This window comes from Haloarchaeobius iranensis (assembly GCF_900103505.1).
In the GTDB taxonomy this organism is placed as follows: Archaea; Halobacteriota; Halobacteria; order Halobacteriales; family Natrialbaceae; genus Haloarchaeobius; species Haloarchaeobius iranensis.
In genome coordinates this window covers 1-23,842 of sequence record NZ_FNIA01000008.1, presented here as the reverse complement: position 1 = coordinate 23,842, position 23,842 = coordinate 1, and the positions used below count along the sequence as shown (strand labels likewise).

General features: G+C 70.0%; 23 protein-coding genes. 15 read left to right on the top strand and 8 right to left on the bottom strand.

Features of this window, described 5'->3' with window-relative positions:
- Positions 1-28: 28 nt before the first annotated feature.
- Positions 29-976: a mechanosensitive ion channel family protein gene (locus tag BLT27_RS08480; protein ID WP_089732848.1), complete on the bottom strand. Its 948-nt coding sequence runs from the start codon at positions 974-976 to the stop codon at positions 29-31.
- A 116-nt stretch (positions 977-1,092) separates the two neighbouring features.
- On the opposite strand from BLT27_RS08480, the gene BLT27_RS08475 reads away from it, so the two are divergent.
- Together BLT27_RS08475 and BLT27_RS08470 are read left to right on the top strand one after the other, a co-directional pair.
- Positions 1,093-1,581, top strand: coding sequence for a dCTP deaminase/dUTPase family protein (locus tag BLT27_RS08475; protein WP_245707684.1), 489 nt, complete (start codon positions 1,093-1,095; stop codon positions 1,579-1,581).
- A 63-nt stretch (positions 1,582-1,644) separates the two neighbouring features.
- Entirely contained in the window at positions 1,645-2,238 is a 594-nt protein-coding gene (locus BLT27_RS08470) for a DJ-1/PfpI family protein (protein WP_089733153.1), read from the top strand.
- Between the two features lie 12 nt (positions 2,239-2,250).
- Here the strand turns inward: BLT27_RS08470 and BLT27_RS08465 are convergent, their stop codons facing one another.
- A complete protein-coding gene (locus BLT27_RS08465; protein ID WP_089732844.1) occupies positions 2,251-3,060 on the bottom strand; it encodes a BtpA/SgcQ family protein in 810 nt (269 codons plus the stop codon).
- A gap of 136 nt (positions 3,061-3,196) precedes the next feature.
- Between BLT27_RS08465 and BLT27_RS08460 the strand changes: the two genes are divergently transcribed.
- Both BLT27_RS08460 and BLT27_RS08455 read left to right on the top strand, forming a co-directional pair.
- Entirely contained in the window at positions 3,197-4,279 is a 1,083-nt protein-coding gene (locus BLT27_RS08460; RefSeq protein WP_089732842.1) for an NADH:flavin oxidoreductase/NADH oxidase, read from the top strand.
- Positions 4,280-4,374: 95 nt separating this feature from the next.
- Complete coding sequence (locus tag BLT27_RS08455) at positions 4,375-6,039, top strand: acetate--CoA ligase (RefSeq protein ID WP_089732840.1); 1,665 nt, start codon at positions 4,375-4,377, stop codon at positions 6,037-6,039.
- A 28-nt stretch (positions 6,040-6,067) separates the two neighbouring features.
- On the opposite strand, the gene BLT27_RS08450 is transcribed toward BLT27_RS08455, so the two are convergent.
- Positions 6,068-6,631, bottom strand: coding sequence for a thioredoxin family protein (locus tag BLT27_RS08450; protein WP_089732839.1), 564 nt, complete (start codon positions 6,629-6,631; stop codon positions 6,068-6,070).
- 133 nt (positions 6,632-6,764) lie between these two features.
- Here BLT27_RS08450 and BLT27_RS19715 point away from each other — a divergent pair, with 133 nt between their 5' ends.
- The 5 genes from BLT27_RS19715 (at position 6,765) to BLT27_RS08425 (ending at position 11,194) form a co-directional block, all read left to right on the top strand.
- Positions 6,765-7,301: a hypothetical protein gene (locus BLT27_RS19715; protein WP_089732837.1), complete on the top strand. Its 537-nt coding sequence runs from the start codon at positions 6,765-6,767 to the stop codon at positions 7,299-7,301.
- Positions 7,302-7,345: 44 nt separating this feature from the next.
- On the top strand, positions 7,346-8,170 hold the full coding sequence (locus tag BLT27_RS08440) for a DUF6159 family protein (RefSeq protein WP_089732835.1): 825 nt from the start codon (positions 7,346-7,348) through the stop codon (positions 8,168-8,170).
- A gap of 77 nt (positions 8,171-8,247) precedes the next feature.
- The gene (locus BLT27_RS08435) at positions 8,248-8,736 is read left to right on the top strand and encodes an Lrp/AsnC family transcriptional regulator (RefSeq protein ID WP_089732834.1); all 489 of its coding nucleotides are present in this window, start codon (positions 8,248-8,250) and stop codon (positions 8,734-8,736) included.
- A 2-nt stretch (positions 8,737-8,738) separates the two neighbouring features.
- Complete coding sequence (locus tag BLT27_RS08430) at positions 8,739-9,890, top strand: pyridoxal phosphate-dependent aminotransferase (protein WP_089732832.1); 1,152 nt, start codon at positions 8,739-8,741, stop codon at positions 9,888-9,890.
- A gap of 74 nt (positions 9,891-9,964) precedes the next feature.
- The gene (locus BLT27_RS08425) at positions 9,965-11,194 is read left to right on the top strand and encodes a GNAT family N-acetyltransferase (RefSeq protein WP_089732830.1); all 1,230 of its coding nucleotides are present in this window, start codon (positions 9,965-9,967) and stop codon (positions 11,192-11,194) included.
- Positions 11,195-11,230: 36 nt separating this feature from the next.
- Here the strand turns inward: BLT27_RS08425 and BLT27_RS08420 are convergent, their stop codons facing one another.
- Positions 11,231-12,382 carry an NAD(P)/FAD-dependent oxidoreductase gene (locus tag BLT27_RS08420; RefSeq protein ID WP_089732828.1) on the bottom strand — a complete coding sequence of 384 codons (1,152 nt, stop codon included), beginning with the start codon at positions 12,380-12,382 and terminating at the stop codon, positions 11,231-11,233.
- 419 nt (positions 12,383-12,801) lie between these two features.
- Here BLT27_RS08420 and BLT27_RS08415 point away from each other — a divergent pair, with 419 nt between their 5' ends.
- Positions 12,802-14,661 (top strand): PAS domain-containing protein, encoded by a 1,860-nt coding sequence (locus BLT27_RS08415; protein ID WP_089732827.1) that lies wholly within the window; start codon positions 12,802-12,804, stop codon positions 14,659-14,661.
- A gap of 20 nt (positions 14,662-14,681) precedes the next feature.
- Here BLT27_RS08415 and BLT27_RS08410 read toward each other — a convergent pair whose 3' ends face one another.
- From BLT27_RS08410 to BLT27_RS08400, 3 genes are all read right to left on the bottom strand, one after another.
- The gene (locus BLT27_RS08410; protein ID WP_089732825.1) at positions 14,682-15,254 is read right to left on the bottom strand and encodes a HalX domain-containing protein; all 573 of its coding nucleotides are present in this window, start codon (positions 15,252-15,254) and stop codon (positions 14,682-14,684) included.
- Between the two features lie 137 nt (positions 15,255-15,391).
- On the bottom strand, positions 15,392-17,650 hold the full coding sequence (gene purL / locus BLT27_RS08405; RefSeq protein WP_089732824.1) for a phosphoribosylformylglycinamidine synthase subunit PurL: 2,259 nt from the start codon (positions 17,648-17,650) through the stop codon (positions 15,392-15,394).
- 59 nt (positions 17,651-17,709) lie between these two features.
- Positions 17,710-18,222, bottom strand: a complete 513-nt coding sequence (locus BLT27_RS08400) for a hypothetical protein (protein WP_139172282.1) — start codon at positions 18,220-18,222, stop codon at positions 17,710-17,712.
- A 178-nt stretch (positions 18,223-18,400) separates the two neighbouring features.
- On the opposite strand from BLT27_RS08400, the gene BLT27_RS08395 reads away from it, so the two are divergent.
- From BLT27_RS08395 to BLT27_RS08385, 3 genes are all read left to right on the top strand, one after another.
- Positions 18,401-19,087: a PHP domain-containing protein gene (locus BLT27_RS08395; RefSeq protein WP_089732821.1), complete on the top strand. Its 687-nt coding sequence runs from the start codon at positions 18,401-18,403 to the stop codon at positions 19,085-19,087.
- Positions 19,084-20,199: an asparagine synthetase B family protein gene (locus BLT27_RS08390; protein WP_089732819.1), complete on the top strand. Its 1,116-nt coding sequence runs from the start codon at positions 19,084-19,086 to the stop codon at positions 20,197-20,199. Before BLT27_RS08395 ends, BLT27_RS08390 begins: the two co-directional genes overlap by 4 nt.
- A 180-nt stretch (positions 20,200-20,379) precedes the next feature.
- Positions 20,380-20,883 (top strand): DUF7979 domain-containing protein, encoded by a 504-nt coding sequence (locus tag BLT27_RS08385; protein ID WP_089732817.1) that lies wholly within the window; start codon positions 20,380-20,382, stop codon positions 20,881-20,883.
- 3 nt (positions 20,884-20,886) lie between these two features.
- Here the strand turns inward: BLT27_RS08385 and BLT27_RS08380 are convergent, their stop codons facing one another.
- Positions 20,887-21,858 carry a transcription initiation factor IIB gene (locus BLT27_RS08380; RefSeq protein WP_089732816.1) on the bottom strand — a complete coding sequence of 324 codons (972 nt, stop codon included), beginning with the start codon at positions 21,856-21,858 and terminating at the stop codon, positions 20,887-20,889.
- 242 nt (positions 21,859-22,100) lie between these two features.
- Between BLT27_RS08380 and gatC the strand changes: the two genes are divergently transcribed.
- A complete protein-coding gene (gatC, locus tag BLT27_RS08375; protein WP_089732814.1) occupies positions 22,101-22,379 on the top strand; it encodes an Asp-tRNA(Asn)/Glu-tRNA(Gln) amidotransferase subunit GatC in 279 nt (92 codons plus the stop codon).
- A complete protein-coding gene (gatA, locus tag BLT27_RS08370) occupies positions 22,376-23,638 on the top strand; it encodes an Asp-tRNA(Asn)/Glu-tRNA(Gln) amidotransferase subunit GatA (protein WP_089732812.1) in 1,263 nt (420 codons plus the stop codon). Before gatC ends, gatA begins: the two co-directional genes overlap by 4 nt.
- The last annotated feature ends 204 nt before the right edge of the window (positions 23,639-23,842 follow it).

Below are 23,842 nucleotides of genomic sequence, written 5' to 3'. Positions count from 1 at the left end.
GACGGCCCGGACCGAGAAATACGTCGGGCTACCGGAACCGACCGGCCGGGAACGCGACCTTGTCGGGGTTCGCCTGGAACCGCGCGAGTATCTCGTCGTACAGCGCGTTCTTCGTCCGCTGTATCCGCCGGGGACGGGTCAGGAAACGCAGCCGGAGCTCGACCCACGTCTCCTTCTGGACGACGTTCACGGACGGCCCGTCCTGCACCTCGAGGTCGACCGGCGTCGCCGCCAGCTGCTCCCGGTACGTCTCGACCTGTCCCCGCATCTCCTCGCCGAGTTGCTCCTCGGCCACCGCCCGCATGGTCTCCTTCGCGAAGTCGAGGTCCGTCTCGTACGACACCTGCATCGACACCTCGCTCCAGACGAACGGGAAGTCGTCCCGCGTGTAGTTGAACACCTCCGAGGTGAGGATGAGGCTGTTGGGCACCGTCACGGTCCGCCCCGACGGCTGATGCGAGGAGACCAGGTCGCCCTCGACCTCCCACAGCGTCGTCACGAGGAAGTCGACGTCGATGACGTCGCCCTTCGCGTCCTCGATACGGACCCGGTCGCCCACCTGGTACGGCCGCATCGAGAGGATGTACACCCAGCCGAGCAGCGACGTGAGGGGCTGTTGCAGCGCGACCGTCACCCCGAAGCCGACGATGCCGAGCGAGAACAGCACCCCGAGCCACTGGTCGGTCAGCACGCCGGCGACGGCGACGATCGCCGCGACGACCATGACGAAGCGGACGACGTTGCGCATGTCGTGCCGACGCCGCTTGTCGTGGACCAGCCGGCTCATCCCCGCCGAGAGCAGGAGGTAGACACCGTACGTCCCGCTCGCGATGGCGAGCGCGAGCAGTCCCTTCAGTACCCATGGCTTCGCGGACTGCTGCGATTCGGGGGGCACCCACGCCGTCTCGAGGACGCTCACCGCGAGGATAGCCGACAGCGCGACGACGAACGCGAGGTAGCCGAGACGTCGCTTCACACCATCGTCGGTCGGAAGCTGCCGTCAAAACCGTTGTGTTGTCGGTGGTCGGCCCGCGGCCGACTCCCGCGGGGAACCAGCCGGTCTTTTTGAGGATGGCACTCCAACCCCCGGCCATGCAGGAGGTACTCGACCGCGTGGAGAACCTCGTCCACCCGGAGACCCAGGTTCGAGAGCACGGCATCGACCTGACAGTCGGCGCCATCCACGAGGTGGCCGGCTCGGGACGCATCGACTTCGGCGGGGACGAACTCGATGAGGCCGCCCTCGAACCACACGACCTGACCCGTCGAAACCCCGACGACGAGTACCAGTGGTGGCACCTCGACGCGGGGACGTACGTGCTCCAGTACAACGAGCTGGTGACCGGCGACGAGCACGCGCGGCTGCTGCTCCAGCCACGGAACAAGCTGATGGCCCGCGGCGTCTCGCACCCGACGGTGACCGTCGGCAGCCACCTCCCGCTCGTGCCGCTGACGGTCGGCGGTGCCGGCATCGATATCAAGGAGAACGCCCGCGTCTCGACGGTCGTACCGGTCGAGGCGGGTCCCACGGTGGGCGACGGTGGAGACGACGACACCGTCGACGCGGACCTCGTGGAGTAAGTCGGCGACGGGGCTCAAGCGTTAAGCCCGTCGCGGGCGTAGTTCTCGGCGGTGTACTCCACCATGTCAGGTAAGAACATCCTGCTGCTGGCTGGCGACTTCGTCGAGGACTACGAGATCATGGTGCCGTTCCAGGCGCTCCAGGCCGTCGGCCACGAGGTGCACGCCGTCTGTCCGGAGCGGACGGCCGACGACACGGTCAAGACGGCGGTCCACGACTTCCGGGGCGACCAGACCTATCTGGAGACGCGGGGCCACGACTTCGCACTGAACGCGACGTTCGACGACATCGACCCCGCGGACTACGACGCGCTGGTCGTTCCCGGCGGGCGCGCCCCGGAGTACCTGCGCAACTACGACCAGGTCATCGACGCCGTCCAGCACTTCTTCGAGGCGGACAAGCCGGTCGCCTGCATCTGCCACGGCATGCAGATTCTCGCGGCCGCGGACGTCGTCGAGGGCTACGGCTGCACGGCGTATCCGGCGCTCGAGTACGACGTCGAGGAGGCGGGCGGCACGTGGCACGACGGCGTGACGACCGACCGGAACCTGGTCACGGCCCAGGCCTGGCCGGACCACCCCGAGTGGCTCTCGCAGTTCCTCGAGGTGCTCGGCACCGAGGTCAGCCACGGCGAACCCGTCCCGGCCGACGACTGACCGCTTCGGCTTTTATCGACTTCGGGCCGCCTCGACGACCGAACGGACCCGCGTCTCGTCGACGAGGTTCGTCGTCTCGCCACCGTCCTTCAGCGCCGTGCCGACGACGACGCCGTCGGCCAGTTCGAGCGTCTCGCCGACCGTCTCAGCCGTCACGCCGCTCCCGACGAACAGCGGGGTCCCCGGCACCGCGTCGTCGATGGTCTCGCGGGCGGTCTGGAGGACGCTCCGGTCGGTCGGGTCGCCGGTCCCGGAGCCCGACACCAGGATGCCGTCGGCGAGCCCGCGCTCGACGGCGTCGACCAGCTCCTCGCGCATCGGGCGGTCTGCCAGGGGCGCGGCGTGCTTGACGCCCACGTCGGCGAGCACGGCCACGTCGGCGTCCAGCCGGTCGCGCAACCGCATCGTCTCGTGTGCCGTGCCCTCGATGAGTCCCTGGTCGGTGACGGTCGCGCCGACGTGGGCGTTCACCCGGACGTAGTCGGCGCCGACGGCGGCCGCGACGGAGAGCGCCGCCTCGGCGTCGTTCCGGAGGACGTTGATGCCGACCGGCACCGAAACCTCGTCGACGAGTTCGGTGCCGAGCGACGCCATCTCGGCGACGACGTGCTTCGGCACGTCCTCGGGGTAGAACGGCGCGTCACCGAAGTTCTCGACCATGATGCCGTCGACACCGCCCGATTCGAGCGCGCGGGCGTCGGCCAGCATCCGCTCGCGGAGCGCCTGGCGGTCGCCGTCGAACCGTGGTGCGCCCGGCAGCGGTGGCAGGTGGACCATGCCGACGACCGGCGCGTCGGTCCCGAACGTCTCCTGTAGGTTCATGCGAGCGGATTGTCCGGCGAGTGCGATAAGCCCCGTCCTTCGCTGTTGGCGGGTCGCGGCGCCGCCGGCGTCAGTCATAGCGGCAAGGGGTGCGGCCACCGTGGGCTTGACCCCCGACGGCGCGCTACGGCCCTCGATGAGCGACCTCTTCGCGGACCTGACGATACGCGAGACGACAGTGCCGAACCGCGTGATGGTCTCCCCGATGTGCCAGTACTCCTGTGCGGGCGACGGCCTGGCGACGGACTGGCACCAGCAGCACCTCGGCAGCCGGGCGGTCGGCGGCGCGGGCATCGTCATGACCGAGGCGACCGCGGTCTCGCCCGCGGGCCGCATCTCCACCGACGACCTCGGCATCTGGAGCGACGCCCACGTCGACGCGCTCGCACCCATCGCCGCGTTCATCGCGGGGCAGGGCTCGGTGCCGGCCATCCAGCTCGCCCACGCCGGCCACAAGGGCTCGAAGACGCCGCCGTGGGACGGCTCGACCCCCGTCCAGCCCGACGGCGAGGGCTGGGTCGCCCCCTCGCCGTCGGCCGAGGCGTACCCCTACGACGACGACAAGACCGTCGCGACGATGACGACCGAGGCGGTCGAGGGCCTCGTCGAGGACTTCCGCGCCGCGGCCGAGCGCGCGCTCGACGCCGGCTTCGAAGTCGCGGAGGTCCACGCCGCTCACGGCTACCTGCTCCACGAGTTCCTGTCGCCGGTCACCAACCGTCGCGACGACCGCTACGGCGGCGACTTCGAGGCCCGGACGCGCATCGTCCGCGAGACCACGGCCGCCGTCCGCGAGGTCTGGCCCGACGGGAAGCCCGTGTTCGTCCGCGTCTCCGCGACGGACTGGCTCCCCGACCGCGAGTCGTGGACCGTCGACGACACCGCGCGGCTCGCGGGCGACCTCGCCGACGAGGGGGCCGACCTCGTCGACGTGTCCGCGGGCGGACTCCATCCCGACCAGCAGGTTCCGAACGCCGGCCCGGGCTACCAGGTGCCCTACGCCGAACGCGTGAACGGGGCGACGGAGGCGCTCGTCGGTGCGGTCGGCGGGATAACGACGCCCGAGCAGGCCGACGAACTCGTCCGGAACGGGCGCGCCGACCTCGCCATCGTCGGCCGCGAGCACCTGCGCGACCCGTACTTCACGCTGCACGCGGCCGAGGAGCTGGACAGGGAGGACGCGGTCGAGTGGCCCATCCAGTACCGGCGGGCAGTGTAGCGGAGCCGGTCACGGACAGCCGCGGCCACGACATCTCGGTACGTTGGGTATCCAGGCAAACCATCATTAGCGCCCCACGTGAACGGTGAACACGCATGCAGGAGCACGACCACAACCTCACGGACTACGACGCACTGCGCGAGACCTTCTCCTGGGACGACATCTACGGCGAGGCCGACTGGGACGCCCCCGACCAGCTGAACATCGCTCACGAGGTCTGTGACCGCCACGCCACGGACCGGTCGCGGGTCGCCCTCTACTACGTCGGCACCGACGGCGAGACCGAGACGCTCCCGTTCTGGGAGCTGCGGGACCGCTCGAACCGGTTCGCGAACGTCCTCGACGGGCTGGTCGACGAGGGCGACCGCGTGTTCTCGTACATGCCCCGGGTGCCGGAGCACTACGTCGCGCTGGTCGGCACGCTCAAGACCGGCGCAGTGTGGGGGTCGGTGAACGAGCGGTTCGGCCCCGACGGCATCGCCTACCGACTCGACGACTGCGACGCCAAGGTGGTCGTCACGACCGCCGAGAACCGCGACACCATCGACCGCGCGCTCGAAGACGCGCCCTCCGTCGAGCACGTCATCGTGCTCTCCGAGGACGGCCGCGGCATCCGTCGGGGCGACATCAGCTTCCGGGCCGCGGTCGAGGACGCCAGCCGGGAGTACGAGGTGGCCGAGACCGGCGGTGAGGACGACGCGCTGCTGTACTACACCAGCGGGACGACCGGGCTGGCCAAGGGCGTCCAGCACAAGCACCGCTGGGTCGCCGGGGTCGCGGCCACACAGCGCTACGCCGTCGACCTGCAGCCCGGCGACTGCTACTGGTCGACCGGCGACCTCGGCTGGCTCACCGGCCCCATCAACACGCTCGGCGCGTGGTTCTGGGGCGCGACCCTGTTCACCTACGAGGGCGAGTTCGACCCCGAGACGTGGGCGACGCTGCTCGACGAGTACCCCATCTCGGTGCTGTTCTCGGTCCCGACGGCCTACCGGATGCTCCGGGCGAACGAGGCGGTCCTCGACGGCGCGTCGCTTGACCTGCGCCACGCCCTCTCCATCGGCGAACCCCTCTCCGGCGGGGTCGTCGAGTGGGCCGAGGACCGCCTCGGCGTGACCGTCCACGACACCTACGGCCAGACCGAGACGGGCAACATGATAATCAACAACTACCCGACGATGGCGGTGAAGCCGGGCAGCATGGGCCGGCCGCTGCCGGGTGTCGAGGCCGCGATCGTGGACCCCGAGACCGGCGAGGAACTGCCTCCCGGCGAGACCGGTGAGATCGCCCAGCGCGGGGACTACCCCTGCTTCTTCGCGGGCTACTGGGAGAAGCCAGAACAGACCGAGGACTGCTTCGTCGGGGACTGGTACCTCTCCGGGGACCTCGCCCACGTCGACGAGGACGGGTACTTCTGGTTCGAGGGGCGCGCCGACGACGTCATCCTCTCCTCGGGCTACCGCATCGGCCCCTTCGAGGTCGAGTCCTCGCTCGGCGAGCATCCGGCCGTCGCCGAGGCGGCCGTCGTCCCCAAACCCCACGAGGAGCGGGGGAACATCGTGAAGGCGTACGTCGTCCCCACCGACGAGTACGAGGGCTCGGACGCGCTGGTCTCGGAGCTGCAGACCCACGTCAAAGACGAGCTCTCGGCCCACGAGTACCCGCGCGAGATCGAGTTCGTCGACGAACTCCCGAAGACCGTCACCGGGAAGATCCGGCGGACGGAGCTCCGCGACCGCACCGAGGACCCGACGGCCTGAGAACCAGTGGTCGGGCGCTACCGCCGCGTCAGTCCTCTTTCCACTTGATGGAGCAGCCCCGGGAGGGCTCCCAGTCGAGGTCGACCTCCTCGCCGGCGAGGACGGCCTCGATTGCCTCGCGGATGTGGAACCGCGTCGGCTCGTCCTCCGGGTTCAGGGCGTCGTCGAGCCGGCCCTGGTACACGAGTCTGAACTCGCCGTCCTCTTTCGCGAACAGGAACGGGTCCGGCGTACAGACGGCGCCGTACTCGGCCGCGATGTCCTGGGACTCGTCGCGGAGGTAGGCGTCGTACTGCACCCGTCCGTCCGCGGTCCACTCCCGCATCGCCTCGAAGGAGTCGTCGGGGTACTCCTCGGCGTCGTTCGGGTTGACGCCGACGACCGCCACGTCCTCGTACTCGGCCGCGAGCTCGTTCAGCAGGCCGAACTTCGCCTGCGCGTAGGGACAGTGATTGCAGGTGAACACCAGCAGCAGCGCCTCGTCGTCGGCGAAGCTGTCGAGCGTGTACGTCTCGCCGTCGACGCCGGGCAGCTCGAAGTCGGGCGCGAGGTCGCCGGCCGCGAGGTTCGAGTCTGACTCCATCTGGACCATATCGTCCAGACCTTGGCGTTCGCGGGCTTAAGAACTGGCGTTCCCGGTGCCGGGCGGCCCGCGGCGGGCTGTCGGGCCGCCTCGACGGACGAGAGCGTCCACGCTTATTACGGACGCCTTCGAGAGTGGAACCATGCCAGAGATGACCATCTCCGACGCGCAGGCGGAGTTCCTCGAATCGCTGCGGACGGAGATACAGGCCGAGACGCGCTACGGCTACGTGCGAAAGCGAGACGCGCTCCAGTACCTCATCGACAACGTCGATGCGGACGACATCGACGCCGACGCCGACGTCGCGCCGCCCTCGGAGACCGACGACGAGGCCGGCGACGAGTCGACGGAGGAGCAGGCGGCGGAGGCCGTCGAACATCAGGACGAGGCGGAGGCGACGGCCGACGGCGGGGCCGGCGCGGACGGGAGCACACAGGCCGAGGCGGCGGACGGTGGGACGACGAGCGCGAGTTCGTCGCCGATGCCCGACCCGAGCGACGGGGGCGAGGAGGGTGACGACCGGCTGAACGCGATGATGAACCTGCTCGACACGCACGAGGACAAGTGGCGCGAGGCCTCGAAGGAGGACGCCCGGTACGAGGTCGACATGCCCGACGGGACGACGCAGTACGTCCAGACGAAGGACGACGTGCGGGCGCACCTGTTCAAGAACTACTGAGCGGAACCACGGCGCTTTTATCCGGCTGTTCTGTTGGCGACACTATGGGCTTCCTCACGAGACTCAAGACCGGCTGGGCGCTCACGAAGGACAGCCTCCGCGTGCTCCGCGGCGACCCCGAGCTGGCCGTGTTCCCGCTCGTCGGCGGCGTCGCCGGGCTGGCGTACATGGCGCTGCTGTTCGGTGGCTCCAGCCTCGCGGGCGTGTTCGCGACGGACGTGGGGCTGTACGCGACCCTGTTCCTGCTCTACCTCGGGACGACGTTCGTCGCGTCGTTCACGACGGCGGCGCTGGTGCACGAGACGCGGACCGCCTTCGAAGGTGGCGACCCGTCGTTCCGGAGCGGGATGGCGGCGGCGTGGCGGAACAAGGGGACCCTGCTGGCGTGGTCGGTCGTCTCCGCGACCGTCGGCGTCATCATCCAGCTCATCGACAGCCAGGACAACCTCGTGGCGGAGATACTGGCGAGCATCGTCAGCGTCGCGTGGTCGATCCTCACCTACTTCGTCGTCCCCGTCATCGCCTTCGAGGACGTGTCCGTCGTCGAGGCGATACGCCGGAGCGGCGACACGTTCAAGCAGACCTGGGGCGAGACCGCCGGCGCGCACTTCGGCGTCGGCATCGTGACGTTCCTGCTCATGCTGCCGGTCGTGCTCGTCGCTGCACTGCTCGTCGTCGGTGGCGTCGCCTCCGGCAGCGGCGTCGGTGTCGGCCTCACCCTGGCGGTCGTCGCCGGACTGTTCGTCTGCATGTACCTCTTCAGCACGACCCTGTCGAGCATCGCGAAGACCGCACTCTACGTCTACGCGACGGAGGGTCGCCGCCCGGGTGCGTTCGAGGACGTCGACTTCGGGCACGTCCCGGAGTGAGTCGACCGGCCGATTCGTTCGCGGCGAACCCCGACGCGGAAGAAACGCTTTTGACTCCCTCACCGACTTGTAGGGGTATGACGGCACGGGACGACCTGCTCGACCTGCTGGTCGAGGACGCACGTCACACGACGGCGGACCTCGCACGCATGACCGACCTGTCCGAGGACGAGGTCGAGGCAGCACTCGCGGACCTCGAGGCCGAGGGCGTCGTCGCTGGCTACCAGGCCATCGTCGACTGGGAGAAGACCGACCGCGAGGTGGTCCGTGCGACCGTCGAGCTCAACGTCACGCTCGACCGCGAGACGGGCTACGGCGACATCGCCGAGCGGATCGCCCGGTTCCCGCAGGTGAAGACGCTGCGCCTCGTCAGCGGCGACTACGACTTCCTCATGGAGGTCGAGGGGTCGTCGATGCACGACGTCTCCATCTTCATCAGCGAGAAGGTCGCGCCGGTCCCGGAGGTGACCCAGACGGTCACGCACTACGTCATGACGACGTACAAGGACCGCGGGGTCGCGCTGAACGACGACGACGACGACGACAGACTCTCGGTGTCACCCTGACCATGGGACTGGACATCTCCGAACGCGTGCGGTCGGTGCCACCGTCGGGCATCCGCAAGTTCTTCGAGCTGGCGGAGGAGCGCGACGACGTCATCTCGCTGGGCGTCGGCGAGCCCGACTTCTCCGCGCCGTGGGCGGCCCGCGACGCGGCCATCGACTCGCTGGAACGCGGCCGGACGAGCTACACGTCGAACCGGGGGCTGCTGGAGCTACGGCGGGCCATCTCGGGGCACGTCGACGACCGCTACGACCTCGACTACGACGCCGACGAGGAGATACTGGTGACGACGGGCGTGAGCGAGGCCGTCGACGCGACGCTCCGGGCGCTCGTCGACCCCGGCGACACCGTCGCCGTCGTCGAGCCGGCGTACATCTCGTACGTGCCCGGCGTCGTGTTCGCCGGCGGCGAGCCCCTGCGCGTGCCGACCCGCGAAGCGGACGAGTTCAAGCTCACGTACGAGGCCCTGGAGCGGGCGGGTGCGGCCGACGCCGACCTGCTGATGCTCTGCTACCCGAACAACCCGACCGGCGCCGTGATGACCGGCGAGGAGCTCGGACCCGTCGCCGAGTTCTGCCGGGAGCACGACGTCGGTGTCCTCTCGGACGAGATATACGCCGAGCTCCAGTACGAGAACGACCACACGTCCATCGCGACGCTGCCGGGGATGCGCGAGCGCACGGTCGTCTTCAACGGCTTCTCGAAGGCGTACGCGATGACGGGCCTCCGGCTGGGCTACGCGATGGCCCCGCCCGAGGTGACGACGGCCATCAACCGGGTCCACCAGTACGGCATGCTGTCGGCCCCGACGACCGCGCAGTACGCCGCGCTCGAGGCGCTGCGCTCCTGCGACGACGAGGTCGGGACGATGGTCGACGAGTACGACCGACGGCGGCGGTTCGTCCTCTCCCGGTTCGACGAGATGGGGGTCGACTGCTTCCGGGCGAGAGGCGCGTTCTACGTCTTCCCCGAGGTGCCGACCGACGAGTCGGCGGAGGCGTTCGCCGAGGGGCTCCTGCGCGAGGAGGGCGTGGCGATGGTCCCGGGCGACGCGTTCGGTGACGGCGGTGAGGGCCACCTCCGGGTCTCCTACGCCACCGGGCTCGACGACCTGCGCGAGGCGATGCGCCGGTTCGAGGCGTACATCTCGGACTGAGCCACCCCGCGGAGCGTGGGACCGCCAACCACGGGACAGCAACCTTCTTGCCCCGCGGCGTCGCCGACTCGACCATGACCGAGTACCGCCCACTCACGGACGACGAGGCGGCGACCTTCCACGAGTTCGTCACCTACGCCTTCCGTCCACAGGCAGGTCCCGAGAGCATGGAGTACGACCCCGAGGAGGCAGACGAGCGCGACCGCCTCGGCGTGAAACGCGGGCTGTTCGCCGACGACGGCGAGCCGCTCGCCGTCTGTCGGCACTACTGGTTCGAGACGTCGCTCCGGGGTGCGACCGTGGAGATGCCGGGACTCTCCGCGGTGGCGTCACCGCCCGAGCACCGCCGCGGTGGAAACGTCCGGCGGATGCTCGAAGCGTCGGTCGAGGAGTACCACGAGCGGGGCGCACCAATCTGTACCCTGTGGCCGTTCGAGTACGGCTTCTACCGGCAGTACGGCTGGGAGACGGCGAACCGGTACGTCGACATCTCCTGCCCGCCGGCGGCCCTCGCGTTCGCCGCCGAGGCTGCCGACGCGGCCGCCGAGCGAGCGGGCCGGACCGCCGAGGACACGCGCTGGCGGCGGCTCGACGCCGACGACTGGGCGGAAGCCGACGCCGTCTACCGCGCCGACACCGCGGGGATGGACCTGACCGTCGACCGCGACGAGGACTGGTGGCGACACCGACGGTTCACCGGCTGGGAGGACGACCCGTTCGTCTACGGCTGGGGCACGGACGACGAGCTGCGGGCGTACGTCATCTACGAGGTGAACGAGGGCGAGGACGGCCGCGAGCTGGATGTCTGGGAGCACCGGGCGCGCGACCACGAGGCGTACCTGCGGTGTCTCGCGTTCTGCCGCGACCACGACTCGCAGGTGTCGACGGTGACGCTGCACGAGCAGCGCGGCACCGACCTGCCCGACCTTGTCGACGACCGGGACGACCTCGACGTGGAGTTACAGGGCGGGCCGATGGTCCGCATCGTGGACGTGGCCGACGCGCTGGAGACGGTCGCCTACGGGGCCGACGGCACGGTCACCGTCGACGTGTCCGACGGGCTCGCCCCGTGGAACGACGACACCTTCAGCGTCGACGTGAGCGCCGGGTCGGGGACGGTGCACCGCGTCGAGGGTGACGCCGACGCAGAGCTTGACGTCGGCGCGCTCACCCAGCTGCTCGTCGGCTACGCGCCGGCGGGGTCGCTGGCGAAGACCACCGACCTGACCGCGGACGACGAGACCCTCGCGACGCTCGACCGGCTGTTCCCCGAGAACGACGCCGCGGTCCTCGACTTCTTCTGAACTGGCCGCTCCCGACGACGGCACGGTCCTCGCCGCTCAGGCGACGTTCCGCTCGTCGTGGGTCTCCCCGCGCTCGAACCGGTCGGCCGAGAGCGCGTCGAGGGGCACCAGGTCGGTCTCGCCGTCGACCACCAGGTCCGCGACGAGGCGCCCCGTGGCGGGGGCGTGCTGGAAACCGTGGCCCGAGAAGCCGATGGCGACGAGGTAGCCCGGCGCGACCTCCTCGACGATGGGATGGTGGTCGGGCGTGACCGCGTACAGCCCCGCCCAGCCGTTCTTGATGCGGGTCTCGGGGCCGAAGTAGGAGGCGTAGGCGGCGGCGTGCTCGACGGCCTCGACCGTCCAGTCGGTGTCGGCCGACGCCGAGAAGCGGTCCGGGTCCACCTCGGGGTCGTCGCCGCCGAAGTGGCCGCCGACGAGCGCCGCGCCCTCCCGCTCGGGCCGGAAGTACGAACCGGTGTCGAGGTCGATGGTCAGCGGGGTGGACTCGGGCACCGGCGTCTCCGGGTCGACGACGGCGACCTGCCGGCGCTTCGGCGCGACGGGCAGGTCCACGCCCGCCAGCTCGTTCAGCCCGCCCGCCCAGGGCCCGGCGGCGTTGACGACGTAGTCGGCGTCGATGGCGCCGTCGGGGGTCTCGACGCCGGTCACCCGCCCGTCGCCGTCGCGGTGGACGTCGGTGACGGGCGTCTTCGTGCGCACCTCGACGCCGGCCTCGGCGGCCGCCTGCGAGTAGCCCTGCAGTGCGAGGTGGGGGTCGGCGAAGCCGTCCGTCGGGCAGTACGTCGCCGCACGGAAGGGCGACGGATCGAGCTCTGGACAGTGCTCCCGTGCCTCTTCCGGGGTGAGCAGCTCGCTGTCGACACCCTCCTCCTGCTGCATGGCCACGTTGGCCGCGAAGTCCTCGACGGTCGCCTCCTCGCGGGCCAGGAAGAGGTAGCCGGAGCGCCGGTACTCGATGTCGACCCCGAACTCCGCCTCGAAGGACTCCCAGACCGCGATGCTCGCCAGTGAGAGCCTGACGTTCACCCGCGTGGAGAACTGCGTTCGGATGCCGCCGGCCGAGCGCTCGGTGCTCCCCGACCCGAGCGAGCCCTTCTCGCAGCAGACGACCTCGCGGCCCCGCTCGGCGAGGCTGTACGCGGCCGCCATCCCGACGATGCCACCGCCCACGACGACGACTGTCATACCGGAGCCAGGGCGAGAACCGAGTTAACTCTTGTCTGCGGCCCCTGTTCGGGGTGCCCTGCAGGCCGCTCACGGAGTCCCCGGGGTCGGTCGTGCCGTCTCGAAGGCGGCGTCAGCGGCTACGAACGTGGCGACAGACGGACAGCTCCGCCGGCGACCAGTCCAACACTGGATGGCAGTCATGCCGACCCCGTCGTTCCGGGGGGACAGCGGCGGCGTCCGAAGCTGTCTGCACACTGTGAGGAGTGCGGCCGTCGACCGGGCGGAGTGGGGGACTCCGCTCCGATGGCGGCGGCGAGCCTGGCCACGAAACGTAAGTAGGGGAATCACGTACCCCCGTACGACCCCGCAGCCATGCATTCTCGCCTCACCATCTCGCGCCCTCCACGACAGTCCCAAGCCGACGAGGTGGACGGAGGGTGAGCAACGGGCCACACGCGACGGACCGCTCGGTCCCGATCCTCGACCGCGTCGGAGACGCGTTCTTCGCCCTCGACGGCGACTGGCGCTTTACGTACATCAACGACCGCGCCGAGTCGATGCTCAAGCGGTCGCGCCGCCAGCTCATCGGCCGGGTGATGTGGGACGAGTTCCCGGAGACGGTCGAGACGCAGTTCCCCGAGGGCTTCCACCAGGCGATGGAGGCCCAGGAGCCGGTCTCCTTCGAGGTGTACCACAACCCGCTCGACACCTGGTTCGAGGCCAACGCCTACCCCTCCGAGTCGGGGCTCTCGGTGTACCTCCGCGACATCACCGACCGGAAGGAGCGCGAGAACGAGCTCGCACAGCACGCCCGGGTCGTCGAGGCGGTCCACGACGGCGTGCTCACCGTCGACGACGACGACCGCATCGCCAGCGTGAACGAGGCCATCGAGGAGACCCTCGGCGCGACGCGGGACGAGCTCGTCGGCCAGCCGATCCGGCGGCTCCCCGAGCTCGCGAACATCGACTCCGAGGGCGCGATGGCCATCGGCGAGGCGATCGGCACGCTGCAGTCCGGCGAGACAAGCTACCAGCGCTTCGAGCTCTCGTTCACCAACGCCGACGGCGAGGAACGCATCGGCGAGATGCGGATGGTCCCGCTCGGCGAGGGCCTCGCGAGCGTCGCGGGCGTCATCCGCGACGTGACCGAGCAGCGGGAGTACGAGGAGACCGTCGACTCCCTGCACGAGGTCACGCGCTGGCTGTTCGGGGCGGAGGACGCCGCCGAGATCTGTTCCGTCGCCGTCCACGCCGCCGACGAACTGCTCGACCTGCCCATCTCGGGTGTCTGGCTCATCGACGACGAGCGCGGCTGCCTCGACCCGATGGCGGCGACGATGGGCGCGCACACCGAGCTCGGCGGCCTCCCGCAGTTCTACGAGGGCGAGGGCCTCATCTGGGACGTCTACCGCGAGGGCGAGCCGAAGATGTTCGACGACCTCACCCAGGAGTCGGACATCTACAACGAGGACACGCCGCTTCGCTCGGAGATCATCGTCCCCATCGGGACCCACGGTGTCATCATGACCGGCTCGACGCGCGTCGAGGGGTTCGACGACACCGACCTCGAGCTGGTCTCGCTGCTCGCGTCGAACACCGAGGCGGCCCTCGACCGGTCCGACCGCGAGAAGCTGCTCCAGGACCGCAAACAGTCCCTCGCCCGCCAGTCCGAACGGCTGCGTGCCGTCGCTGACATCCTCTCGGAGGACCTGCAGCAGCACCTCGACGACGTCGCCAGCGAGTTCGACGAGGAGAGCCACGACCCCGCGGTGACGGAGACGCTCACCCGCGCCGAGGAGCTCGTCGACGACGTGCTGGAGTTCGCTCGCGACCAGAGCGCGATGGGGTCGCGCTCCTCGGTCGACTTCGAGAGCGCCCTCTCGGACGCGCTCGACGCGTCGATCGCCGAGGACATGACCGTCTACCTCGAGTTCGAGGGCAGCGTGCGCGCCGAGCGCGCCCGCTTCGTCCACATGCTCGAGACGGTGTTCAACGACGTGACCACCCGCGCGAAGGGCGACGCGACGGTCCGCATCGGCCCGGTCGAGGACGACGCCACGGGCAAGCCGACCGGGTTCTACATCCTCGACGACGCCGCCGCCATCCCCGAGACCGAGTTCGACCGTGTGTTCGAGCCCGAGACGACGACGGGCAGCGAGCGCTCCGGGCTCGGGCTGGCGGTCGCCCGCGAGATTGCCGAGGCCCACGGCTGGGAGGTCGACGTGTCGACGGGCCAGGCCAGCGGGACGCAGTTCTCCGTGACCGGGATGGTCACGTTCGAGGTCTCGCAGAAGTAGGTCCGACGCGAGCGCTCTCCTCAGTCGGTTCTGGAGAGGTCCTGACAGACCCGACGGTACGCGTCGTGGTTCGACAGCTCGGTGATGGTCTCGTCGATCTGGGCGCGCATCACGTTCAGCCGGTCCTCCAGCCGGGCGTACTTCTCGGAGGCCCGGAGCTCCGCCTCGGTCTTCTGGGAGTCGAGCAGCGCCTTCTTCGAGGCGAGCGCGAAGAACTGCTGTATCTGCTCGTCGTAGGTCGAGCGGAGGAGGAGCTGGTCGATGGTCGAGAGCAGGTCCGCCTTCGACACCGGCTTGACGAGGTAGTCGTCGAACCCCATCTGGATGATGTCGAAGTCGGGCTCGACCGCGGTCACCATCGCGACGCGGGTGTCGAGCTCGCGCTCGCGGATGGTCGAGAGCACCTGGTCGCCGGAGAGCCCGGGCATCCGGCGGTCGAGCAGGACGATGTCGCGCGATTCGTCCATCGCCTCCAGCGCCTGGCTGCCGTTGTACGCCGTCTTCACGCTGCAGGCGTCCCTGAGCCACGCCGCGTACAGGTTCGCCAGGTCGGGTTCGTCCTCGACGATGAGGACCGCGGGTGAGTCCGCCACGGCTCACCGACCCCCGGTGTCCGAAGACATTGTACTCGTGTTGCTACTTGGAGTATATGAAGATGACGGGGGCGACGGGCTGTAGCAGCCGTCGCTGTGGCCGAGTCAGGCGGGTATCGGCGTCCGGGACGGCCCGGTCACTCCATCGTGTCGGCGATGACCGACCGCAGGTCCGCGATTTCGGCGGCGTCGTACGTCAGTTCCGTCCAGAACGTCGTCAGCTCGAGACGGCCGTCGTTGGTCCCCTCGCCGATGCTGGCGACGGGTGCGACACCGACGAACGCCTCGCGTACGGCGTCGGGGTCGGTCGTCTGGACCAGCACGCGGCCGGGCTGCTCGTTGAACAGGAGGCCGGTCTGCTCGCGCTGGGAGCCGAGACCACCCTGCTCGGGCAGGGCGACGCGCAGCCCGGCGTCCTCGTGGACCATCTCGGCGAGCGCGACGGCGAGGCCGCCGTGGCTCACGTCGTGGGTCGCCTGTACGTGGTCGGCGTCGGCGACCGCGGCGAGCGCCGCGACGAAGCTCTCGGGGTCCGCCGGGAGCGCGGGGAACTCGTCCGAGCCGCCGTTGCGGGCGAGGTACTCCGAGCCGCCGAGTGGCTGTGCGCCGTCGTCGCCGCCCAGCGACCGGTCGCCGACGAGCAGGAGCTCGCCCTCCTCTGCGGCGGCCATCGGCGGCGCGTCGTAGCCGGCCTTCGTCCCGACCATCGCGACCGTGGGCGTCGGCGGGATGGGACCGGAGGGCGAGTCGTTGTACAGCGAGACGTTGCCGCCGACGACCGGGACCGAGAGGTCGGCACACATGTCGGCGAGCCCGTCGACGATACCCTTGAACCCGCCGTACACGTCGGGCTTCTCCGGGTTGCCGCCGTTCAGGCAGTCCACCGCGGCGAGCGGCGTCGCACCCTTCGCGGCGAGGTTGGTCGCGTTCTCCAGCGCGACGGCGCGAGCCCCGTCGTAGGGCGCGCACTCGGTCCAGAGCGGGTCCGCGCCGGCCGAGATGGCGAGTCCGGTGCCGACGCCGTCCTCGTCCTCGGTCTCGCGGATGGCGACGAGTGCCGCGTCGTCACCCGGGAGCACGCTGGTCCGGACGCCGACCTCGTGGTCGTACTGCCGGTACACCCAGCGCTTGGAGGCGGTCGTCGGGCTGCCGACGACCGATTCGTACGCCTCGCGGAGCGGGACATCGGGGCGGTCGACCGCGGGCTCGGGCGGCTCCTCGGCCGGGAGGTCGTTCATCGGCGCGCCGTCGCCCAGGAACTCGGCGGGGGCGTCGACGACCGTCTCGCGCTCGCCGTCCTCGCCCTCGAAGGTGCAGACGTAGTTGCCGTCGGTCACCTCGCCGATGACCGAGCAGCCGAGGTCGAAGCGCTCGGCGATCTCCTGGACCCTGTCCACGTCCCCGGGCCGGACCTCGTAGCACATCCGCTCCTGGGACTCGGCGAGCAGGATCTCCAGTGCGTTCATGTTGGGTTCGCGCTGGTGGACCCGGTCGAGTTCGATCTCCGCACCCAGCCCGCCCTTCGCGACGAGTTCGGACGACGCGCCACCCAGGCCGGCCGCGCCGAGGTCGCGGGCCGACTGGACGAGCCGCTCCTCGACGAGCACCTCGTTGGCCTCGACGAGCAGTTTCTCCGAGTACGGGTCGCCGACCTGCACCGCGGGGCGGTCCTCGGTCTCTGCGTCCTCGCTCAGGTCCTCGCTGGCGAAGGACGCGCCGCCGAGGCCGTCGCGCCCCGTCGCGTTGCCGACGAGGACGAGCTTGTTGCCCGGTTCCTGTGCCTCGGCGGTGACCATCCGGTCCGCGTCGGTGAGGCCGACGCAGGCGACGTTGACGAGCGGGTTGCCCTCGTAGTCGGGGTGGAAGTCGACGCTGCCGGCGACCGTGGGGACGCCGATGCAGTTGCCGTAGTGGCTGATGCCCTCGACGACGCCCTCGAAGAGGTACCGGGAGTGCTCGCGGTCGACATCGTCGGACTTCGTCCGACGGGCCGCCGAACGTGGTTCGGCGAACTCCCCGAAGTACAGCGAGTCCGCGAGCGCGATGGGGTACGCGCCCATCGACATCGTGTCGCGGACGATGCCGCCGACGCCCGTCGCCGCGCCGTCGAACGGGTCGACGTAGGAGGGGTGGTTGTGGCTCTCGACGCCCAGCGTGATGTACGTGTCCGAGTAGCCGTCGCCCGAGGGGTCGGGGAGGGCGACGACGGCGGCGTCGTCGCCGGGACCGACGACGACCTGGTCACCCTCGGAGTCGAACGCACCGAGCAGGGGCCGGGAGGAGCGGTACGCGCAGTGTTCGCTCCAGAGGTTCTCGAAGAGCGCGGCCTCCGCCCGTGTGGGGTCGCGCCCGAGTTCGTCCACGACGAGTTCGCGGTCGGAGTCGGCGAGGCTCATTCATCCTCATGTCGATACCCGGGCGGTTTATGCGTTTCTATGCGCACGTTCGTGAACACTCAACCGCTCTCGGTCACCGCCAGCCCCTCGACCACCCAGGCAGCGCCCCACAGCAGCCAGCCACCGACGAAGACGACGACGGCCCCGATCTCGCCGACGCCGAGCACCGTCTCCCAGCCGAGGGCGTCGGCGACGGAGTACGAGTCGTAGCCGTACCCCTCGCGACCGCCGAGCTCGGCGTGTAGCAGCATCGTCAGCGTTCCGTGGGCGAGCACGGCCGTCGCGACCGCCTCGAACACGACGAGTATCGGGCCGGACTCCGCGGCCCGGCCGGGGTGGAGGACCCGGCCCAGGTCCGCGACCGCTCCGAGGAACAGGTGGCGGTACCGGGCGACCAGAATCGGCGTGAGGACGGCACACAGCAGCAGCCAGGTGTCGGCGATGCCGACCGCACTGGCCACGGGTGTCGCCCCGGCCGCGACCAGGATTCCGAGGGAGAGGGCCGACGCCGCCGAGAGCCCGAGGAACCCGAGGAACAGCTTGCCGACCGAGAGCGAGTCGTTGCGACGCACGTGCACCACCTCGGCCGGAGGTGTCTTGTCGGTTCGGGCCACGGAGACGACGACGAGGACCAATGAAGAACTCGTTTTCCGACCGTTCGACGCGTTCAGACGCCGTCCGTCTCCGGCGAACTCGATAGCGTGCGGACGTACCGAGGCGCTTTTAGCCCTCCCGCCGGTAGCTCAGCGCGTGCTATCGGTCGAGTTGCACTGCCACTCGTCGCTCTCGTACGACGGCCGTGACCCTGTCGAGTTGCTCCTCGGACAGGCCGAGGCCGTCGGGCTCGACGCGCTGGCGGTGACCGACCACGACGAGATCGACGCCAGTCTCGACGCCGCCGAGAAGGCCGCCGAGTACGGCCTGCTCGGCATCCCCGGCATGGAGGTGACGAGCGCGGACGGCCACGTCCTCGCGCTCGGCGTCGAGGAGCTCGTTCCGGAGGGCCGGCCGTTCGCCGAGACCCTCGACATCATCAGGGACCTCGGCGGTATCGCCGTCGTCCCCCACCCGTTCCAGGAGTCCAGAAGCGGCGTCATGGAGAACATCACCCGCGCCGAGCTGGCGACCGCCGACGCCATCGAGGTCTACAACTCGCGGCTCCTCACGGGGCGCTCGAACCGCCAGGCGGAGCGCTTCGCCCGCGAGTACCAGCTGCCGATGACCGCCGGCAGCGACGCCCACATCAGCGAGATGGTCGGCCAGGCCGTCACCCGCGTCGACACGGACGAGCCCACGGTCGAGGAGGTGCTCGACGCAATCCGCGAGGGCCGGACGACCGTCGAGGGTCGCCGGACGCCGTGGCGGATCAGCTTCCGGCAGGCCGCCGGCGGGGCGAAGCGGCGCGTGAAGAACCGGATGCACGAGTTCCTGCCGTGACCCTCGACGGTGCCGACCCCGCGACGGTCCGTCACGCCGTCGAGACCGGCGACCCGCTCCCCGGGACGACGGGCTTCGCTGGGGAGCTCGACGGTGCCCTCGTGCGTGACGTCCTCGGTCGGCGACCCGTCTTCGTCGACGACTACGACGACGGGAGCGACGCCAGCAACGACGGCCCGCGGTGGTCGTTCGACCCGACGGCCCTCGACGCGCCCCGGAGCCTGCCCGCCGGCGTGCGACGCACCGCCGACGGACGGGAGACGCAGGCGTGGTCACTCCCCGACCCAGAACCGACGACCGGCACCGACGCGGCCGTCGCCGACCTCCGCGACGCCATCCGCGAGAGCGCGGCGTCGCTCCCGGACGCGCCGGTCGCGGTCGCGTTCTCCGGCGGCGTCGACTCCGCGCTCGTCGCCGCGCTCGTCGACGGTCCCTGCTACGTCGCGGGCTTCCCCGACAGCCACGACGTCGAGGCCGCACGCTCGGCCGCCGACGCGATGGGTGTCGACCTCACCGTCGTCGAACTCACCCACGACGCAATCGAGCGTGCGGTGCCCGAAATCGTCGCATCGACGGGCCGCACGAACGCGATGGACGTGCAGATATCGCTCCCCCTCTACCTCGTCGCCGAGCGCGTCGCCGCCGACGGTTACGACCACCTCGCGGTCGGCCAGGGCGCGGACGAGCTGTTCGGCGGCTACGCCAAGGTCGCGAAGGCCCCGGAGGACCCCCGCGTCGAGGCCGAGACGGTCCGCGGCGCGGTGCGAGAGATGGTCCGGAGCCTGCCCGGTCAGCTCGAACGGGACGTGCTCTCGTTGCGAGGGGCCGGCGTGGAGCCGGTCGCGCCCCTGCTGCACGACGCCGTCGTCGAGGCCGCACTCCCCCTGGCCGGCGAGTTGCTCGTGGACGACGACGGAACGCGGAAGCGTGCGCTCCGGCTCGCCGCGCGGGAGTGGGTTCCGGAAGCCGTCGCCAGCCGGGAGAAGAAGGCAGTGCAGTACGGGAGTCTGGCGTCCCGCGAGCTCGACCGGCTGGCTCGACAGGCCGGCTACAAGCGCCGGATGGACGACCACGTGACGAAGTACGTCGAGTCGCTGGTCCCCGGGGAGTGACTCCGGGCCTCCCGTGCGCCAGCGGGCGAGGGTCACAATCAGTTGGAGCTTCGGAGGCGGCGGCCCGTCCCTGCCGCGGCCTCCCCGGCCGGGTCGACAGGCTCGAAGGCGTCGAACCACCACCGCCGCTTCCGCGGACCGAACGTCTTTACTCGCGTGGGCCGCCAGTTCGAACGACGGATGGCAGGAGAGACAGCCGACCGTGACCCGGGGCGCACTATCGGACTGGGAGCGGTCGCAATCGCCGTCGCGCTGGTCGTGTTCCTGCTCGGTGCCGGCGTCGCGGCGGCCGGCACGTTCCTCGTCTCGGACAACTGCGAGACGCAGATCGGGGTCTCGCTGACGAAGGTGAACGAGACGGACCGGCCGGTCGTCGAGGCGGGGAACCTCTCGCACGAGGTGCAGGAACCCGTGGGAACCGCTGTCAGGGAGAACCGGACGATGTTCCTGGAGCCGACGCAGTACCGCAGCGAGCTGGCGGAACGGACCGTCCAGTTCGAGGGCACCCTGTACGAGGTCGAGGGGCGGGAGTTCGAGGACTGTGCGGGCGGGACCGACGACGTGTTGCAGTTCGGCGGGTTCTGGCTGGCGGTGCTCGGGCTGACCGCGGCGGCGCTGCTCGCGGTGGTCCAGTACGGCTCGAAGTGGTTCCCGTCCGACGAGGAGTACCGTCGCCAGAAGTAGCGGTCAGGCCGGGTGCCCGGCCTCGAGCAGTTCGTGGTAGCGGTTCCGGATGGTGACCTCGGAGATGTTCGCGACCTCGCTGACCTCGCTCTGGGTGACCTTCTCGTTGGCGAGCAGCGAGGCGGCGTAGACCGCGGCGGCGGCGAGACCGACCGGGGACTTCCCCGAGTGGAGGCCCTCGCGCTTGGCGGTCTCGAGCAGCTGGCGCGCCCGTCGTTCGCCCTCGTCGCTCACGCCGAGCTCGCTCGCGAAGCGTGGGACGTAGCTCACCGGGTCGGCCGGCTGGATTTCGAGGTTCAGCTCGCGGACGACGTAGCGGTACGTGCGGGCGATCTCGTCGCGTTCGACGCGGCTGACGTTGGTCACCTCGTCGAGGCTGCGCGGGGTCCCGGCCTGTCGGGCCGCGGCGTACAGCGACGCCGTCGCGACACCCTCGATGGAGCGTCCAGGGAGGAGGTCCTCGGCGAGCGCGCGGCGGTAGATGACCGACGCCGTCTCGCGGACGTTCTTCGGGAGGCCGAGCGCGCTGGCCATGCGGTCGATCTCGCCGAGGGCCTGCTTGAGGTTACGCTCCTTGCTGTCGCGGGTGCGGAAGCGCTCGTTCCAGGTGCGCAGGCGCTGCATCTTCTTGCGCTGGTTCGAGCTGAGCTGCCGGCCGTAGGCGTCCTTGTTCTGCCAGCCGATGTTCGTCGACAGGCCGTCGTCGTGCATCATCTTCGTCGTCGGCGCGCCGACGCGGGACTTCGAGTCCTTCTCGGCGGCGTCGAACGCGCGCCACTCGGGCCCGCGGTCGACGGAGTCCTCGTCGACGACGAGGCCGCAGTCCGCACAGACCGTCTCGCCGTGTTCTTCGTCGTCGACCAGCTGTCCGGTGCACTCCGGGCAGGTCCGCAGGTTCTCGGTCGTTTCTGTCTCGGTCGTTCGCGCCTCCCGACTCTCGTCGGTCTGCTGGCGTCGGATACTCGTGTCAGTCATTGTGGGGTGTCTGAACGCGTGTTCAGAACGGGGGTCGTACGCAAACTGTTGCAGCGAGCAGGACTTAAACGCTTGGGCTAACTATCGTTGGTGTTTCGGGCTATCAAGTCACTGTTCGAACAGGATTTTTTGTCGATTAGGTAACCCCAGGGTAACCACCCCACCGGACAGCCGTCGACGACTCCTGCCCTGGCCAACCCCGTATCGAAACGCTTACTCTGCGGAACCGACTTCGTTGGCGCATGAGCGACACCGAGGCGACGCCCGACGACGTGCGCCACGTCGCAGAGCTGGCGCGGGTCGACCTCGACGAGGACGAGGTCGACGAGTTCGCGGACCAGTTCGCCGACATCCTCGACTACTTCCACGCCCTCGACGAGGTGCCGACGGTCGAGCGCGACGCCGACCTCGTCAACGTGATGCGGCCCGACGAGGTGCGCGAGGGGCTGAGTCAGGCGGAGGCGCTGTCGAACGCCGACGAGACAGAGGACGGCTACTTCAGGGGGCCGAACGTCTCATGAGCATCTTCATCAGCGAGGAGACGGTCGAGGGTGCCGACGACGGCCCGCTGGCCGGCACCACCGTCGCCGTCAAGGACAACATCTCCACCGAGGGCGTCCGGACGACCTGCGGCTCCGCGATGCTGGAGGACTACGTGCCGCCGTACGACGCGACGGTCGTCGAGCGGCTGAAGGACGCCGGCGCGGACATCGTCGGCAAGACGAACATGGACGAGTTCGGGATGGGCACGACGACCGAGACGAGCGCGTTCGGCGCGACGGAGAACCCGGTCGCGGACGGGCGTGTTCCGGGCGGCTCCTCCGGCGGGTCCGCGGCGGCGGTCGCCGCGGGCGAGGCCGACCTCGCGCTCGGCAGCGACACCGGCGGCTCGGTGCGCTGTCCCGCCGCGTTCTGTGGGGTCGTCGGCATCAAGCCGACGTACGGACTGGTCTCTCGCTACGGCCTCGTCGCCTACGCGAACTCGCTGGAGCAGATCGGTCCCTTCGGCTCGACCGTCGAGGAGGCCGCCGCGCTGCTCGACGTCATCGCCGGCCCGGACGAGCGCGACGCGACCACCCGGAAGGAGGGTGCGGACTCGGACTACGCCGCTGCCGCCGACGGCGACGTCGACGGCCTCTCCATCGGCGTCCCGACCGAACTGGTCGAGGGGGCCGACGAGGGCGTCGTGGAGACGTTCTACGACGCGCTCGACCAGCTCGAAGCGCAGGGCGCGACCACTCACGAGGTGAGCCTGGAGTCCGTCGAGTACGCGGTGCAGGCGTACTACGTCATCGCGATGTCCGAGGCGTCCTCGAACCTCGCACGGTTCGACGGCGTGCGGTACGGCCACTCCGGCGGCTACGACGGGAACTGGAACGAGGTGTTCGGCCGGGCCCGAGAGGAGGGATTCGGTGCCGAGGTCAAGCGCCGGGTCCTGCTCGGGACGTACGCCCTCTCCGCCGGCTACCACGACAAGTACTACAAGCAGGCACAGGACGCCCGCGCCTGGGTCAAGCAGGACTTCGACGAGGCGCTCTCGGAGGCGGACGTGCTCGCGTCGCCGACGATGCCCGTCCCGCCGATGGAGCTCGGCGAGAGCCTCTCGGACCCGCTGAAGATGTACCTCGCCGACGCCAACACGGTGCCGGTCAACCTCGCGGACCTCCCCGCCATCTCGGTGCCGGCGGGCGAGACCGACGGGCTCCCCGTCGGCCTGCAGCTCGTCGGCCCGGCGTTCGGCGAGGAGACCATCATCCGCGCCGCCAGCGCGCTCGACTGACGGGCTCCCCCGGCCCGAGACGCTGCTTGAACGTTCCGGCCACCGCTGGTTCGACCCCGCCCGCGTCCCGCGTATCGAGTCGTGAGTCGTCCACAATAGTTATAGTTGGCAGAGGGTGTCATAGAACGATTACCACACCAAGGAGCAGGGTGAACGCTGAGGTGGAATGAGTTCAGCGACCCTGCAAGATGCTCCTTCGGTAGA